At 67.0% G+C, this 17,013-nt stretch carries 8 protein-coding genes; 6 read left to right on the forward strand and 2 right to left on the reverse strand.

Going from position 1 to position 17,013, the window contains the following annotated elements:
- Positions 1–232 precede the first annotated feature (232 nt).
- A complete protein-coding gene (locus J2X70_RS17325) occupies positions 233–4,963 on the forward strand; it encodes an ATP-dependent helicase (RefSeq protein ID WP_309911388.1) in 4,731 nt (1,576 codons plus the stop codon).
- 170 nt (positions 4,964–5,133) lie between these two features.
- Positions 5,134–5,616, forward strand: coding sequence for a LuxR family transcriptional regulator (locus tag J2X70_RS17330; RefSeq protein ID WP_223482240.1), 483 nt, complete (start codon positions 5,134–5,136; stop codon positions 5,614–5,616).
- A gap of 57 nt (positions 5,617–5,673) precedes the next feature.
- Here J2X70_RS17330 and aceE read toward each other — a convergent pair whose 3' ends face one another.
- On the reverse strand, positions 5,674–8,346 hold the full coding sequence (aceE, locus tag J2X70_RS17335; protein ID WP_309911391.1) for a pyruvate dehydrogenase (acetyl-transferring), homodimeric type: 2,673 nt from the start codon (positions 8,344–8,346) through the stop codon (positions 5,674–5,676).
- A 272-nt stretch (positions 8,347–8,618) separates the two neighbouring features.
- On the opposite strand from aceE, the gene J2X70_RS17340 reads away from it, so the two are divergent.
- The 4 genes from J2X70_RS17340 (at position 8,619) to J2X70_RS17355 (ending at position 14,850) form a co-directional block, all read left to right on the forward strand.
- Positions 8,619–9,134, forward strand: coding sequence for a sigma-70 family RNA polymerase sigma factor (locus tag J2X70_RS17340; protein WP_309911393.1), 516 nt, complete (start codon positions 8,619–8,621; stop codon positions 9,132–9,134).
- The gene (locus J2X70_RS17345; protein ID WP_309911395.1) at positions 9,131–10,168 is read left to right on the forward strand and encodes a FecR domain-containing protein; all 1,038 of its coding nucleotides are present in this window, start codon (positions 9,131–9,133) and stop codon (positions 10,166–10,168) included. The genes J2X70_RS17340 and J2X70_RS17345 overlap by 4 nt, the downstream gene beginning before the upstream one ends.
- Positions 10,169–10,309: 141 nt before the next feature.
- Entirely contained in the window at positions 10,310–13,243 is a 2,934-nt protein-coding gene (locus J2X70_RS17350) for a TonB-dependent receptor (protein ID WP_309911397.1), read from the forward strand.
- An 11-nt stretch (positions 13,244–13,254) separates the two neighbouring features.
- The gene (locus tag J2X70_RS17355; RefSeq protein WP_309911399.1) at positions 13,255–14,850 is read left to right on the forward strand and encodes an alkaline phosphatase D family protein; all 1,596 of its coding nucleotides are present in this window, start codon (positions 13,255–13,257) and stop codon (positions 14,848–14,850) included.
- 56 nt (positions 14,851–14,906) lie between these two features.
- Here the strand turns inward: J2X70_RS17355 and J2X70_RS17360 are convergent, their stop codons facing one another.
- Positions 14,907–17,012 (reverse strand): phospholipase C, phosphocholine-specific, encoded by a 2,106-nt coding sequence (locus J2X70_RS17360; RefSeq protein ID WP_309911401.1) that lies wholly within the window; start codon positions 17,010–17,012, stop codon positions 14,907–14,909.
- Position 17,013 lies beyond the last annotated feature (1 nt).

Consider the following 17,013-nt stretch of genomic DNA (forward strand, 5'->3'; position numbering starts at 1 on the left):
GTTGACCTGCGGCCCACGATCGCGGTGCCAGGTTCGCACCATGACCGCCGAGCGGAGCACGCGATGACCAGTGCGAAGAAGGCTACCTTCCTGCAGCGACGTCTGGCGTTTCCGTGACGGCAGGATGGCTACGCTCCGGGCCTTTGTTGTCGACCCCGGATCAGCTGCCTGATGCAGCCAGCGCCAGCCAAGGCCCGGCCAACGGGCCGCAGCTGGGTATGATCGACGCACCATGACGCCGCCTGATTCCCCGCAGGACCCGCTGCAGCGCTTCCATCCCGCGACGCAGGCCTGGTTCCGTGCCGCGTTCGACGCCTCCACGCCGGTGCAGGATCAGGCCTGGTCGTCGATCGGTGCCGGGCAACATACCCTGGTCATCGCGCCAACCGGATCGGGCAAGACACTTGCCGCATTCCTGCATGCCATCGACCAGCTGTTCGCCGAGCGTGATCGGCAAGCGCGCGCAGCGCCGTTGGCCAAGCCGGTGCGGCGAACCCGCGTGCTTTACCTGTCGCCGATCAAGGCGCTGGGCAGCGACGTGCAGCGCAACCTGCAGGTGCCGCTGCAGGGCATCACCGACGAGCGCGCCCGACGCGGCGAGCCGGCGGTGCAGCTGACCGTCGCATTGCGTACCGGCGATACCTCCAGCAGTGAACGTGCAGGCCTGGTGCGGCGGCCGCCGGACATCCTGATCACTACGCCCGAGTCGCTGTACCTGATGCTGACCTCGCAGGCACGCGAGATCCTGCGCGATGTGCAGACCGTCATCCTCGATGAAATCCATGCAGTGGCCGGTGGCAAACGCGGTTCGCATCTGGCGCTGAGCCTGGAACGGCTGGATGCGCTGCTGCACGAACCGGCGCAGCGCATCGGCCTGTCGGCCACGGTGCGGCCGGTCGACGAGGTGGCGGCGTTCCTGGGCGGCGACCGCCCGGTGAGCGTGGTCCAACCCGGCTCGGCGCGGCAGCTGCAGATGCGCATCGTTGTGCCGGTGGAAGACATGTCCAGCCTGGCTACGCAGGGCACGCCCGGGGAGCGCGACGGCGGCGCGCGGATCGGCTCGATCTGGCCGCACGTGGAGGCAAGCATTCTCGACAACGTGCTGCGCCATCGCTCGACGATTGTCTTTGCCAATTCGCGTGGCGTGGCCGAAAAGCTGACCGCACGCCTGAACGAGCTGCACGCCGGACGCAGTGGCGAAGACGGCGCAATCCGTGGCGATTCGGGTAACGGGTTGGCCTATGGCTCTTTCACCGGCAGTACGGTCAACCGGGTCTCCGCTGCGCCGGCACTGATTGCACGCGCGCATCACGGGTCGGTCTCCAAGGAGCAGCGCGGCGAGATCGAGCAGGCGCTGAAATCGGGTGCACTGCGCTGCGTGGTGGCCACGTCCAGCCTGGAGCTGGGGATCGACATGGGGCTGGTTGACCTGGTGATCCAGGTGGCCGCGCCGCCGTCGGTGGCCAGCGCCCTGCAGCGCGTTGGTCGCGCCGGCCACCAGGTGGGTGGCATGTCCCGCGGTCTGGTGTATCCGCGTACGCGGCGCGACCTGATCGATGCCGCCGTGGTGGTGGACAGCATGCTGGCCGGACGCATCGAGGCCATCGCTCCGCCGCGCAACCCGCTTGATGTGCTGGCCCAGCAGACGGTGGCGGCGGTGGCGATGGAGCCGTGGCAGGCCGATGCCTGGTATGCGCGGGTACGTCGTGCCGCGCCGTACCGCTCACTCCCGCGCAGTGCCTTCGACGCCGTGCTGGACATGCTTTCCGGCCGCTATCCGTCCGAGGATTTCGCCGGCTTCCGGCCGCGGCTGGTATGGAACCGGCAGAGCGGTGAGCTCAGCGCTCGCCCTGGTGCGAAGCAACTGGCGGTTACCAGCGGCGGCACCATTCCCGACCGTGGCATGTACAGCGTGGTGCTGCCTGAAGGAGAAGAGCGGGCCGGATCGCGCCGCGTCGGTGAGCTGGACGAGGAGATGGTCCACGAGTCGCGGGTGAATGATGTGATCACGCTGGGCGCGACCTCATGGCGGATCGACCAGATCACCCACGATCAGGTGGTGGTGACGCCTGCGCCCGGACGTTCGGCGCGCCTGCCGTTCTGGCGTGGCGAAGGTGTGGGCCGCCCTGCCGAACTGGGACAGGCCATCGGCGCGTTTCTCGCCGCGTTGGAGGCGCACATCGATAGCAGTGACACCCCTGCGACGGCGCTGCACGCACGCCTGCAGGCCAGTGGCCTGGACGCCAACGCGATCAGCAACATGCTCGGCCTGGTCGCCGAGCAGCGGCAGGCCACGGGCGTGCTGCCCACCGATCTGCGCCTGGTGGTGGAACGTTGCCGCGACGAGCTGGGCGACTGGCGGGTGATGCTGCATTCGCCGTATGGCCGCCGCGTGCATGATCCGTGGGCATTGGCGGTGGCAGCACGATTGCGCGAACGCTGGGGCATCGACCCGGCCGTGGTCGCCAGCGACGATGGCATCATCGCGCGGATTCCCGACAGTACCGGGCGCGTTCCGGGGGCGGACATGTTCGTGTTCGAACCGGAGCGGTTGCGCCGTACGATCACCGCGGCGGTCGGTCATTCGGCACTGTTCGCGGCGCGCTTCCGCGAGTGTGCCTCGCGCGCACTGCTGTTGCCGCGTCGCACGCCGGGGCGTCGATCGCCGCTGTGGCAGCAGCGCCTGCGCGCCGGCCAGTTGCTGGAAATCGCGCAGGCCCATGCGGAGTTCCCGATCCTGATCGAGACCGCCCGCGAGTGCCTGCAGGATGTCTACGACCTGGATGCGCTGGACGCGCTGATGCAACGCGTTCAACGCGGTCAGGTGCAGTTGCTGGACGTCGCGACCGAGGTGCCTTCGCCGTTCGCGGCCAATCTGCTGTTCGGCTATGTCGCCGAGTTCATGTACGAGGCGGACGTGCCGCTGGCCGAGCGCCGCGCCTCGGTGCTGTCACTGGACAGTGGCCTGCTCGCCGAGCTGCTGGGCCAGGTAGACCTGGGCGAACTGCTGGATGCGGGGGTGGTCGATCAGGTTGAACGTGAACTGCAGCGGCTGGAACCTGCGCGCAGGGCCCATGGCATGGAAGGCGTGTCCGACCTGCTGCGCGAGCTGGGACCGTTGCCTGCATTGGACCTGGCGCTGCGCCTGTCCGATCCGGAATGCGTGGAAGTGCACCTGGCAGCGCTGCAGGCGCAGCAGCGCGCCATCCCGGCTTCAATTGCCGGCCACACGCAGTGGGTCGCCGTGGAGGACGCCGCACGTGTGCGCGATGCGTTGGGTACGGCGCTGCCGGGCGGGCTGCCCGAGGTGTTTCTTGCAGGCATGCCCGATCCCCTCGGCGATCTGCTGGCCCGCCACGCACGTACGCATGCGCCCTTCACCAGCAGCGCGCTGGCCAAGCGGTTCGGGCTGGGTGTGGCGGTGGTCGACGGCGCGCTGGAAAGGCTGCAGGAGCAGGGGCGGGTGCTGCGTGGCAATTTCGGCGCAGCGCGGCGACAGCAGGGAAATGAGCGGGTGCATCCGTCGCCGGACGTAGTGCACGAATGGGTCAGCGAAGATGTGTTGCAGCGTCTGCGCCTGCGTTCGCTGCAGGCCGCACGTGAAGCCACCCGGCCGGTGCCACCGGCAGCCTATGTGCGCCTGCTGCTGGAGGGGCAGGGGGTGTTGCTGGAAGGCGGCGCCGGGCGTACCCGCAATGGTGCCGTTGCGGCCATGCTTGAGGGCAGCGACGGCGTTGCCCGTGTGGTCGAGCAGCTGGCGGGGTTGCCGCTGCCGGTTTCGGTGTGGGAACACCAGGTCCTGCCGGCCCGGGTGCGCGACTACGCATCGGCCCTGCTTGATGAGCTGCTGGCCACCGGCAGGGTGCTGTGGGCCGGGCACGGGCGGCTGGGTGACGACGACGGCCTGGTGTCGCTGCACCTGCAGGAACATGCCGCCGAAACGTTGCCGCTGCTGCCGGAAGCGGATCCGGCGCTGCGTACACCGATGCAGGACGCCATCGTGCAGGTCCTGGCCGATGGAGGCGCCTACTTCGCGCGGCAGCTGGCCACGCAGGTGCAGTCACGCCTGGCCGGCAGTGCGGCGGCGGCCGAGGACTTCCAGCTGGCGCTATGGCAGCTGGCCTGGAGGGGCGAAGTGAGCAGCGACCTGTGGTCGCCGTTGCGGGCCCTGGCCGGTGTGCGCCAGCAGCGGGCGCGCGTTGCGTCGGCCTCGCGGCGCACGCGGGGTTTCCGCTTCATGCCGATGCTGGACGCGCGGGCCACGGCGCTGGACCCGGCCATTGCCAGCGGGCCGACCCTGGCGGGGCGATGGTCGTTGCTGCCCCGCGAGCGCGGCAACGACACCGTGCGGGCGCTGGCGCTGGGCGAAAGCCTGCTTGATCGCTACCGGGTGGTGACCCGGGCGGCGGCAATGACCGAAGCGGTAACCGGTGGGTTCCCTGCACTGCAGCCTGTCTATCGAGGCATGGAAGATGCTGGGCAGGTCCTGCGCGGCCGCTTCGTGGCGGGGCTGGGCGGAGCACAGTTTGCAGAGCGCGGCACCATCGACCATCTGCGCGAGCTGTCCGAGCGTGTGCCGCGTGAGCTGTCGGTCGTCGCGCTGTCAGCGCTGGATCCGGCCAATCCCTTCGGCAGCCTGCTGCCGTGGCCGCAGCCGGTGGCCGGTGCACGTCCGCTGCGGCGTTCCGGTGCGATGGTGGTGATCGGCAACGGCCGGTTGCTGCTGTACCTGGCGCAGGGCGGGCGGCAACTGTCCAGCTGGATCGAGGGCGGGGCAGAGGATGCGGCCAATACTCTGGTTGCCGCTGCACAGGCCCTGGCGGTGGCATTGCGCCGGGGGCGGCGCCTGTCCTTCACCCTGGAACGGATCAATGATGTGCCGGTGCATCGCGGCGCGCTGGTGGACGCGCTGCGGGCCGCAGGCTTCAGCAACGAACCGCGCGGGCTGGGATGGAACGGCTGAGCGCGGCGGAATCACCTCGATGAATGCTCACCCCGTGGGGCCTGGCCCCGGATCGGACTGCCGGACTGTGATGCAGTTCGTTACGCGCCTGCCCCGGTGGCTGCAGAGTCCGGGTAGTGTGGCGATCGTGCACGTTGCGCAGACGGTTCTTCACTCGACAGGAGACTCACATGAAGCTGTTTTCTGCTGTGCTGCTGTCCCTTCTTTCGCTGCAGGCATCGACGGTGCAGGCGGCCGACGCTCTGCCTTCGCCCCTGCTCGGCCGCTGGTCGCTGGAGATCGCCACTTCCGCACTCCCTGAGGCACAGCGGCCGCAACAGGTCGTGCTGGAATTCAAGGATGCCGGTGCGGGCAGGTGGAGCTCGCACGTGGACATCGTCCTGCATGATGGCAAGACCATGAAATCGGACGGTACGTTGGCACTGGATGGCACGCCCGCGGCGTTGACCGGCAGCTACGGCGCCAACCAGGCAACGCTGAAACTGCCAGCGCCGAATACGCTGGTGATGCAGCTGGTCGATCATGGCGCGCCGGCATCCACCCGCGTGTACACGGTGGCCGCCGATCGTTCAACGATGACCGAGACCAAGGCCTTCTTCGGCCATGACGGCACGCCGATCCTGCAGACCAACCTGTTCAAGCGGTTGCCGTAGTGATGTGATGCAGCGGCACCCACAGAAGCGTGCTCTGCGGGTGCCGTTGCTGTTCTGTCATGCTGCGGCGGGATCGCGCTTGCCGGTGTCGATGCCGTACCGGTCGATCGCCTGCTGCAGCAGGCCCCGTTCCACATGCCCGTCATCGGCCAGGGCCTTCAGTGCCGCCAGTACGATGAAGTGACGATCGACTTCGAAGAACGTGCGCAGCGATTCGCGAGTATCCGAGCGGCCAAAGCCATCGGTGCCGAGTGCGATGAAGCGCCGGTCGTTGATGAAGGGGCGGATCTGGTCGCCGACGATCTTCATGTAGTCGGTCGCCACCACCACCGGGCCGGCATGGTCCTGCAGGCACTGCTGCACGTAGGGAACGCGCGGCTCGTCGGCCGGATGCAGCAGGTTCCAGCGCTCGGCAGCCAGGCCATCACGGCGCAGTTCGGTCAGGCTGGTGGCACTCCAGACATCGCTTGCGATGGCGAAATCCTGCTGCAGCAGATCGGCGGCGGCCAGCACCTCGCGCAGGATCGAGCCACTGCCCATCAGCTGCACGCGAGGCTGTGCCGTGCTGTCGGCAGCAGCGGGACGCAGCAGATGGAGCCCCTTCAGGATGCCGGCTTCGGCGCCGCCAGGCAGTGCAGGGTGCGGGTAGTTCTCGTTGAGCAGGGTGATGTAGTAGTAGATGTCTTCCTGGTCCACATACATGCGGCGCAGGCCGTCGTGGATGATCACTGCCAGTTCGAAGTTGTAGGTCGGGTCGTAGGACACGCAGCTTGGAATCACCGAGGACAGCACGTGGCTGTGGCCATCGTCGTGCTGCAGGCCTTCGCCCATCAGGGTAGTGCGGCCGGAGGTGGCGCCAAGCAGGAAGCCACGGGTGCGCGCGTCGGCCGCTGCCCAGGCCAGGTCACCGACGCGCTGCAGGCCGAACATCGAATAGAAGATGTAGAACGGAATCGTGGCCAGGCCGTGGTTGCTGTACGCGGTGCCCGCTGCGATCCACGAACAGATAGCGCCGGATTCGTTGATGCCTTCCTGCAGGATCTGGCCGTCCTTGGACTCCTTGTAATAGCTCAGCTGGCCGGCGTCCTGCGGGGTGTACAGCTGGCCCAGGAAGGAATGGATGCCGATCTGGCGGAACAGCCCTTCCATGCCGAAGGTACGCGATTCATCGGGCACGATCGGGATCACCAGCCTGCCCAGTTCGGGATCCTTGAGCAGGGTGGTGAGGATGCGTACGAAGCCCATGGTGGTGGATTGGCCACGATCACCGCTGCCCTGCAACTGCACGTTGAACGTGGACAGCGGCGGCAGCGGCAACGGATCGACCTGGGTCAGCCGTGCCGGCAGCTGGCCGCCCTGCGCCTGGCGACGCTGTGCGAAGTAGAGCGCCTCGGCGCTGCCCGGTTGCGGGCGCAGGTAGGGCATCTCTTCCAGCTGCCCGTCGCTGACCGGCAGGTCGAATCGGTCACGGAACGCACGCACCGCGTCGGCGCTCATCTTCTTCAGCTGGTGGTTGATGTTCTGGCCTTCGCCGGCCTCGCCCATGCCGAAGCCCTTCACCGTCTTGGCCAGCACCACGCTCGGGCGACCGCTGGTGTTCACCGCCTGCTGGTAGGCGGCGAATACCTTCTGCGGATCGTGGCCGCCGCGTGCCAGTGCCCAGATCTCGTCGTCGCTCATGTGCGCCACCATCGCCAGAAGTTCCGGGTAGCGCCCGAAGAAGTGTTCGCGCACGTAGGCGCCGCTCTGCGACTTGAAGGTCTGGTAGTCGCCATCCACGCACTCCATCATGCGCTGGCGCAGCAGCCCGCTGTGATCGCGTGCCAGCAGCTCGTCCCAGCCGCTGCCCCAGATCACCTTGATCACGTTCCATCCCGCGGCGCGGAAGGTGCCTTCCAGTTCCTGGATCACCTTGGCGTTGCCACGCACCGGTCCGTCCAGACGTTGCAGGTTGCAGTTGACCACGAACACCAGGTTGTCCAGGCGCTCGCGCCCGGCCAGCGAAATGGCCGCCAGCGATTCGGGCTGGTCCATTTCGCCGTCACCAAGGAAGGCCCAGACCTTGCGGCCCTGGTGCTGCTTCAGCCCCCGGTATTCCAGGTAGCGCATGTAGCGGGCCTGATAGGCCGCCGTCAGCGGGCCCAGGCCCATCGACACAGTGGGAAACTGCCAGAACCCGGGCATCAGCCGCGGGTGCGGATACGAGGACAGGCCCTCGCGTCCGGCTTCGCGGCGGAAGTTGTCCATCTGCTCGGCACTGATGCGGCCTTCCACGTACGCCCGGCCGTAGATGCCCGGGGCCGAATGACCCTGGATGTAGATCATGTCGCCGTCGAAGGTTTCGGTCCGTCCACGGAAGAAGTGATCGAAGCCCACGTCATACATGACTGCTGCGGACTGGTAGGTGGCGATGTGGCCGCCGACATTGGAATGCCTGCCGGCACGCAGCACCATCACCATGGCGTTCCAGCGGATCATCGCGTTCAACCGCCGCTCGATGGCCAGGTCACCCGGGTAGGCGGGCTGGCGTTCGGGGGGAATCGTGTTGGTGTAGGCGGTCCACGCGCGGGTGTGCAGGTCGCCATGCTGCTGCACATCGAGTGCATCGAGCTGGTCCAGCAGATAGTGCGCGCGGGGGCGGCCGCCGGCCTCGATAACCGCCTGCAGGGACTCGCGCCATTCGCGGGTTTCCTGCGGATCGGCGTCGAGAGGGAAATGTGCCTGGTTCATGCTGCGTCTCCAGAGAGCGCCGGTTCTGCACCTGCACGGCACCGCCGGCAGGGCGACAGCTCTGGAGCGGAGTCGCGCCGGCAGGTCCGTGGCGCGGGGGCGGCCGTGGTGGCTGCCGAGGGGACAAGCGTAGGCGCCGTATCGGCTGGCGGGTAGACGGGCGACGATTGGGTCTGCGCGAACCTTCGCTTGGCCATGCAGCGCTGCAATGCGGATGTCATCGTTGGTGTGCACCCTGCTGGGTTTTCCAGCCTCGGGGTGGTTGGTCGGTTGTGAACAGCGTCAGGATCTGGGAGAAGAGCTACGCCTTGCAGCGCCGCCTGCTGCGTGGCTTCTTCCTTCGGCGTGGTTCACAGGTTGCCGATGCCGAGGACCTGGCCCAGGAGGTCTACCTGCGGCTGCTGCGCAGTACCGGCGAAGATGCCCAGGCGATCGAGAACCCCGAAGCCTATCTGTTCGCGGTGGCGGCCAACCTGGCGCGTGAACAGGCACGCTCGCGCTCCGGCCTGCCACAGATCGAGGACGTCGACCTGCTGGCCGAGGTACTGCGCAGCGAGGAGGACATCGAAGCTGATTTCGAGCGGGCACAGCGCTGGAGCGGAATCCGCGGCGCCATCGCGCAACTGCCGCCGACAACGCGGCGGGTGATGGAGCTGCACTATCGCGATGGGCTGGATTGCCGGCAGGTGGGGGCACAGCTGGATGTGTCGGTGCACATGGTGCGCAAGCACATCGGCAAGGGACTGGATGCCTGCAGGAAGGCGCTCGGCGCCGGGAAGGATGGATGAACCGGCAGGAGCCTGCAGCGATGGATGACGAGGTGGCCGAGCAGGCCGCGCACTGGTTCCTGTGCAATCGCGAGGGTGACCTGAGCGCCGCTCAGCGCAACGAGTTCATGGCATGGATGAAGCGCTCTCCCGAACACATACGCGCGTACCTGCATGTCCTGCACGTGCACCGGCAGGTAGGCGCGGTGATGGTGGCGTACGGACAGGAGCAGGGGGACAGGGCCGCGTTGCCGGAGCTGCCGGCAACGGCGAAAGTCGTGCCGTTGTTTGCCGTACCGGTGCCCGTGCCGAACGCCGTGGTCGCATCGCGATCACGCCGGCCACTCTGGAGGCGGGTGGCTGCGGTGGCCTGCTGCCTGTTGCTGGTGGCCGGACTGGTGCCGTGGCTGATGCCTCGCGAACAGATGCTGATCGCCGGCCACGGGCAACTGCGTGAGGTGGTGCTGGCTGACCGGACGCAGGTGCGCCTGAACGCAGACAGCCGTCTGCGGGTGAACATCGGCTGGTTCAGCCGTCGGGTTGAACTGCTGAGCGGCGAGGCCACGTTCGATATCGCAGCGGATCACCGGCCGTTCGAGGTGCAGGTTGGCGATCTGCAGATCCGCGACATCGGCACCGTGTTCGATGTCTCGCGCCGTTTGCAGAGTACGCGCATCGGCGTGGTGTCCGGCGAGGTGGAGGTCTGGACCGCCGGCAGCGGGCAACGACGGCTGGCGCAGCTGCCTGCCGGGAAGGTGGTCCAGGTCGATCACCGCAGCCATGCGGTGCAGCCATTGGAAATACCGATGTCCATGCTGTTGGACTGGCAGCAGCGCCGGGTGTCGTTCCGCGATGAGCGGCTGGACGAGGTGGCGGCTGCCTTCAACCGCCACAACCAGGTACAGGTGCGGCTGACCGATGACGCGGCGCGCGCGGCGCGCCTGTCAGGCAGCCTGGAGGCGCACCGGGTCGCAGCGCTGCAGGCATTCCTGCAGCGGGACGCGCGCTTCGTCATCCGCCGCGAAGCGGACACGGTGTGGGTGTCCAGCCGTTGATCGCGGTTCGGCGAAGGGCTGTCAGAAAAAATTCATCGAATCGGCGTTCTCCACTTCCGCCGATGCCGGCTCTTACTTGGGAGAAGCCGCCGTCGCCTGCCGACGCGGTACCAGCAATCCTCTCTCCTCCAAGGAACCGTGATGCGCAAGAAGCTCTATCTGTCGGTGGTACTGGCCTTGTCTCCCTGTCTGGGTGCGCATGCACAGGCGGCGTCGGCCAATGGGCTTGAGACCCGGGTCACCGCAGCGATCGCCGCGCAGCCGCTGAGCCAGGCGCTGGAGCAGCTGTCACGCAGTTCGGGCGTGCAGTTCCTGTATGCCGGCGCGGGCGCTGCACCCATGGCGGGCGCGGTACCGCGAGGAGCCACCGTCAAGCAGGCGCTGGACACGCTTCTGGCCGGCACCGGCCTGCGCTACACGGTGGTGGACGGCAACGTGATCGCCATCGACGCGGCACCGGTCTCGCGGGAAAGCCGGCAGGCCGCACCGGCATCGCGCCCACCGGAAGCGGTGGTGGCCCCGACCCTGGGCACGGTCAAGGTGATCGCCGCCCATGAGGTCATCGACCAGAAGAAGACCTCGCCGGTGATCAAGGATTCGGTGATCTACGACGAGATGGACAGCTATGGCGATGAGACGCTGGCCGAGAGCCTGATGGCCGCGCCCGGCCTGAGTGCGGTGGAAGATGCGGGCGAGCCGCGTTACGTGACCGTGCGCGGCGTGCAGGCCAATCTCAACTACACGACCATCGACGGCATCGCGATCGCAAGCGTGGGCGGCAGTGGCTCCGGCGAGCGCATGAACAACCTGCAGCTGATTCCCAGCGACATCGGCACCCGCACCGACATTTACAAGAGCTTCAGCGCCGAGCAGGCACCGGATGCCATCGGTGGTGTGATCGACATCATCAGCCGCAGCGCCTTTGACCGCTCCGGCAAGTACGTGTTCGCCGACGTGGCCGGCATCCATTCCACGGCCGAGACCAATGTGGGGCGCAGCGCGGGAGGCGACCACAAGACCCTGGGCCACTTCGGCAAGAGCGCCAAAGCGGTGTTCTCCAATCAGTTCGGCGGCGATGATCAGTTCGGCATCGTCGCGGTCGCGCGCTACGAACAGCGCTCGCGCAACAGCGTCAAGCGCTGGGTGGAATCGAACTACTACTACAACGATGCCGGCAAGTACCTCACCGATGGAACCACCGGCCCCGACGAGGCGAAAGGCTGGAACGGCCTGCGCGCGCCGGGCAACTTCAGCACCGGCACCTACACCAACTACATCACCAACTTCGGTGGCTCGGCCAAGCTGGAATGGAAGCCATCGGACGACCCGTTCTATGCCTCTCTCCTGCTGTACTCGTACCGGTTCTACGAGAACTCGACGATGAACAAGACCGATCTGTATGGCAACGCCAAGTTCCCGATACGCAACCAGAGCGAGGACGGCGGCACCACCCAGATCAACAGCATCTACATCAAGAACCGCCACGACCGCTGGGACCGCAGCAACCGCGGCGCGATCGCCAGTTTCAACTGGGATATCGGTGGCCTCTCGCGGCTGACCCTGCGTGCCGGCCACACCGAAGAGACCTTCCACAACAACCAGGTCTACTGGGGCGTGCGCGCCTACCCGAGCAACCTGTTCGTTGACTATGCCAACGACAGCCATGGCTTTCCGAACGCCGTGGGTGTTTCCGATTCCAGCCTGCTGACCAGTTCGGCGTTCAAGCTGAATCCGGCGCAGGCCTATATCTCGCCGCGCGACGCCAAGGAAAGCATCGACAACCTGCGCGCCGACTTCAGCTACAACATCGATGCCGATGCACGCGGTTTCGGTCTGGCTGCCGGTGCCGAGTATCGCCACCTGAAGATCTGGCAGGACATCGATTTCGATTACTACAAGACCAGCGCGACCTTGAATGACTATCTGTACCCGGGTTCGACCCTGCTTGGCAGCGTTCCCGGTTTCCCGTTGATCGACAACCGCAAGTGGCATGACGAGTTGTACCCGAAGCTGGGCAACAACGATGCGGCGTACCCGAATGCCGACTTCACCAGCGATTACAAGTACGTGGAAGGCATTGCCAACGCCTACGTGTCGGCGCATTACGCCTGGGACCGGCTGCTGCTGATCGGCGGCCTGCGCTACGACCACACCACCTTCGATGCGTTCAGCCCGTTCAGTGAGGATGGTGGCACCACCTACACGTCGGCGTTCCGCAAGAGCAGTGGCGGCTACAACAACCTGCTGCCGTCGCTGAACGCCACCTTCAAGCTGAGCGAAGACCAGCGCCTGAGGTTCTCCGCCAGCCGCACGCTGGGCCGGCCGACGCCCAGCAACATCGCCCAGGCCACCAGCACCAGCTGCGGCGACGACGAGCTGGGCGGAGGCTTCTGCACCATCAAGCAGGGCAATGCCTCGCTGCAGCCGCGCCGCTCGACCAACCTCGATCTTGCCTGGGACCTGTACTTCAACGGCAACAACGGCCTGGTCTCGGTGGCGTTGTTCGACAAGGTCATCAAGGACGACATCTACACCCTGACCACGTTCGAGAACGTCGGCGACATCCGCTACCGGATCACCCAGCCGATGAACACAGATGAGTCGACGCTGCGCGGTGTCGAGTTCGCGGTAGCCAACCGCAACCTGCAGTGGGGCCGCCACCGCTTCGACATGTACCTCAATGCCACCCGCCTGCACGGGCAGACCAACTACCGCATCAGCGACGGCAGCGAGCGCCGCCTGGACCGCCTGCTGTACCAGCCGGACTGGTCGGTGAACGGCTCGGTGATCTGGCGCATGCCATGGAAGAGCTCGCAGCTGCGCGTATCCGGCACCTACCGCAGCCGGATGCTGGTCGACTTCGGCGATACACAGTGGCTGGATTCGTACTACGACCCATACATGACCTTCAACCTGGCCTTCAGCCACAAGGTCAGCAAGCACGTGACGCTGAAGTACGAGGCCAAGAACCTGTTCAACACCCAGCCGACCTACAGCACCGGTCCGAACGGGCGCTTCCGCACCGAGATCGATGACTACGGCCGCTTCTTCTACTTCCACATCATCTACAACTGAAGGCGACCGTCTTGGATACGATCAATCGCAGGCGTTTCCTTGCCCTGTCCGGACTTTCCGCATTGGGTGCGTGGGCGGGAACGGCCCGCGCGCTGGCCGCGCAGAACGATGTGGCAGCGCTGAATCCGCGCAATCTGCTCGCATCGCCGCGCTTTGCCAGTACGCCGTTCACTCTCGGCGTGGCGTCGGGTGATCCGTCGGCCGACGGCGTGGTGCTGTGGACGCGGCTGGCCACCGAGCCACTGGTGTTCGGTGGCGGCATGCCAACCCGGCCGATGGCGGTGGCATGGCAGCTGGCCGCCGACGAAAGCATGCGCACCGTGGTGCGGCAGGGCAGCGCGCTGGCCCACCCCGAGCTTGGCCATGCGCTGCACGTGGAACTGGACGGCCTGCTGCCGGGGCGGCCGTACTGGTACCGCTTCACCGTGGGAGGCCATGCCAGTGCGATTGGCCGCACCCGCACCCTGCCTGCGGCCAACGCACGGGTCGACCGCGTGCGCTTCGCGGTGGCCGGTTGCCAGCACTACGAGGAGGGGCACTACAGTGCATGGCGGCACATTGCCGAGGAGCCGCTCGACTTCGTGTTCCATTACGGCGATTACATCTACGAGGGCGAAAGCCAGCCTGGCGTGCGCAGGATGAACGGCCAGCCGTTCACCAACCTGCGCAACCATGTTGGCCCGCAGACCTACACGCTCGACGACTATCGCCGGCGCTACGCGCAGTACAGGACCGATACGGACCTGCAGGCCGCGCACGCCGCGTCGCCGTGGTTCGTCACGTTCGATGACCACGAAGTGGACAACAACTGGGCCGGCGCCGAGGACCAGGACGGCACGCCCAGTGAAGTGTTCCTGCTGCGCCGCGCACAGGCATTCCAGGCGTACTACGAGAACATGCCGCTGCGTGCTTCGTCGTTCCCGCGCGACGGCCATATGCAGATGTACCGGCGCGCGCGCTATGGCACGCTGCTGGACCTGCACCTGCTCGATACCCGCCAGTACCGCAGCAAGCAGGTGGACATCGCGCAGCGCGGGCAGGTGGAATCTCCCGAACGCAGCATTGTTGGCGCAAAGCAGGAGCAATGGCTGTTCGACGGCCTGGCCGATGCCGCGCCGCGCTGGCACACCATCGCCCACCAGGTTTCGCTGGGCAACTACCTGCGCGAGAAGGACGGCGTGGTGCAGGCCTCCGACGACCAGTGGTCCGGTTATCTGTCCAGCCGCCGCCGCCTGCTCGATCACATCCAGAAGGTGGGCTTCGGCAACGTGGTAACCGCCTGTGGCGATGCGCACCGCCACTATGCCAGCGACCTGGTGCAGGACAATGCCGATTCCGGGGTGATTTCCAGTGAGTTCCTGGCCACTTCGATCACGTCGGGCGCGGACGGGCGGGGCGTGGATGCCTATGCAGAGAACCAGCTGCGGCACAGTCCGCACTTGAAGGCGACGACGGACAAGCGTGGTTATGTGCTGTGCGACGTCACTCGTGATGCCTGGATCGGTGACATGAAGACGCTCGATACGGTCATGCAGCCGAACGGCGCGCTGCAGAGCTGGAAGCGCTATGCCGTGGAGCACGGCCGGCCGGGGTTGCAGGAGGCCTGAGCGGGATGTCCCACCCTGGTGGAGCCGAGCACGCGCCCGGCTCCACAGAATCACTTTCAGCCGTGATCGAAGCGCAGCGGTTCGCTGCCCATGGCAGGGTCGCTGGTGCCAGGCCGGCCGTCTTCGGCACGTCCGGCGAGGCGTTGCTCGACGCCCTGCGAGCGCACGATCAGGTCGTACCAGCCTGCGGTTGGTGCGGGATCCCAGGCCAGTACGGTTTCCGCGCCGGCCACCAGCTGCAGTTCGGGGGTGGGCATGTGGCCGGCGTAGGCGCCGGCCTGCACCTGGACCTTCCGCGCTGAATGTGATGGATTGCGCAGTGTCAGGCGCATCTGGCCGTCCGCGCGCTCCACGTGCGCGTGCAGCGGCGCGAGCGTATCGCCGCGATAATGGCGATGGAATCCATTCGGTCCCAGCAGCCAGAGATCGTAACGACCCTGCGCGTCCAGCGGCCAGCGATCCTGCAGCGGGGCACCTGGTACCACGGTGTAACGGCGCGGAACGGCGTCCAGGCGCAGGCGGTCGTAGACATGCAGCACGGCCGCGGCGCCATCGCTGGCCAGCTGCAGGGTGAGACCAGCACCATCCACCGATGTGGCCTGCACGTGCGGCCGATAGGGCAGTGCCCGTGCAGGACGTACGCCGGGCTCCTGGCGGGCCGGATGCAGGCCATCGGGCAGCGCGGGCACGGTACGGCCGGGCAGGGCGGCGGCGCGCGCGGCGACAGCGGTGACATCGGGCAGCGCCTTGGCGAAGGGGCGGGTGTCGCGCTGGGCGAAGTCGAAGGCGTTGCTCAGATCACCGCAGACCGCACGCCGCCACGGCGAGATGTCCGGCGCGGCCACGCCGAAGCGGCGCTCGATCAGACGCAGCACCGACGTGTGGTCGTACACCTGCGAGTCGACCCAGCCGCCGCGGCTCCACGGTGAAATCACATACAACGGTACGCGCGGGCCAAGCCCATAGGGGCGCCCACGCAGCTCGGCGGCATCGTATTTCTCGTCGCCGGGTGCCGGATGGTGGTGGTATTCGCCCTCGGTGCTGACCGCCGACGCACCGGCCCAGCCGGCACCAAGCGGGGAGGGCGGTGCCGGTGGCGGCACATGGTCGAAGAAGCCGTCGTTCTCATCGAACATCAGCAGCAGGGCGGTACGGCTCCACACCTCTGGATCGGCGGTCAATGCATCCAGCAGGCGCGCGGTATAGGCGGCGCCCTGCGCGGGGCTGGACGGACCGGGGTGCTCGCTGCCGGCTGCGTCGGCAATGATGAAACTGACCTGCGGCAGGCGCCCGCTGATCGCGTCCTCGCGCAGCTGCGCCAGGCCACGGGTACTGACGCCGCGCGCGCGCAGCTCCGGGTCATGCCCCGGGCCGCCGCGGTACGCCTGGCGGAAGGTCTCGAACCCGGCAAGCGGGTTGTCGGTGAAGTTGTCGGCCATGTCCTGGTAGATCTGCCAGGACACGCCGGCCTGCTGCAGCCGCTCGACATAGCTGGCCCAGCGGTACGAGTCCGGATGGCCGCCCAGCTCGGGGAAATTGTCGTGCGAATTGGCGATCACCGGGCCGCCTGCCTGGCCCTGGGCGTCGTTGTGGCCGGTCCACAGGAACACGCGGTTCGGGTTGGTGCCGGCCTGCATCGCGCAGTGGTAGGCATCGCAGAGCGTGAATGCATCGGCCAGGGCGAACTGGAACGGCATGTCGCTGCGCTGGAAGTAGCCCATCGAATGGTTCTGCTTGGCCTTGGGCCAGTGCGCCATGCGCCCGTGGTCCCAGGCCTGCTGTGCATCAGGCCAGGTGTGGGGCGTGCCTTCCACCCGCATGTAGCCGAAGTGCGCAGCGGTATCCAACGGAAAGGGGGCGATGGCGCGTTGTCCGCTGGCGTCGGGCTGCAGCCACAGGCTGCGCGGGCGGTCGCCACCGGGCAGCGGCGATGCCGGGGCAACGAAACGGTCACCGAAGCCACGCACGCCCGGCAACGTGCCGAAGTAGTGGTCGAACGAGCGGTTCTCCTGCATGAACACCACGATGTGCTGCAGGTCCTGCAGGCTGCGCGTGCGCGAGGCAGGGGCGATCGCTGCTGCCCGGGCGATGCTGGGCAGCAGCGGCGAAAGGCCGGCGGCGACGCCGGCCTGCAACAGTCGGCGTCGGCCGGTATCAGTCACA

This window comes from Stenotrophomonas sp. 1337, assembly GCF_031455455.1.
GTDB classification, from domain to species: domain Bacteria; phylum Pseudomonadota; class Gammaproteobacteria; order Xanthomonadales; family Xanthomonadaceae; genus Stenotrophomonas; species Stenotrophomonas indicatrix.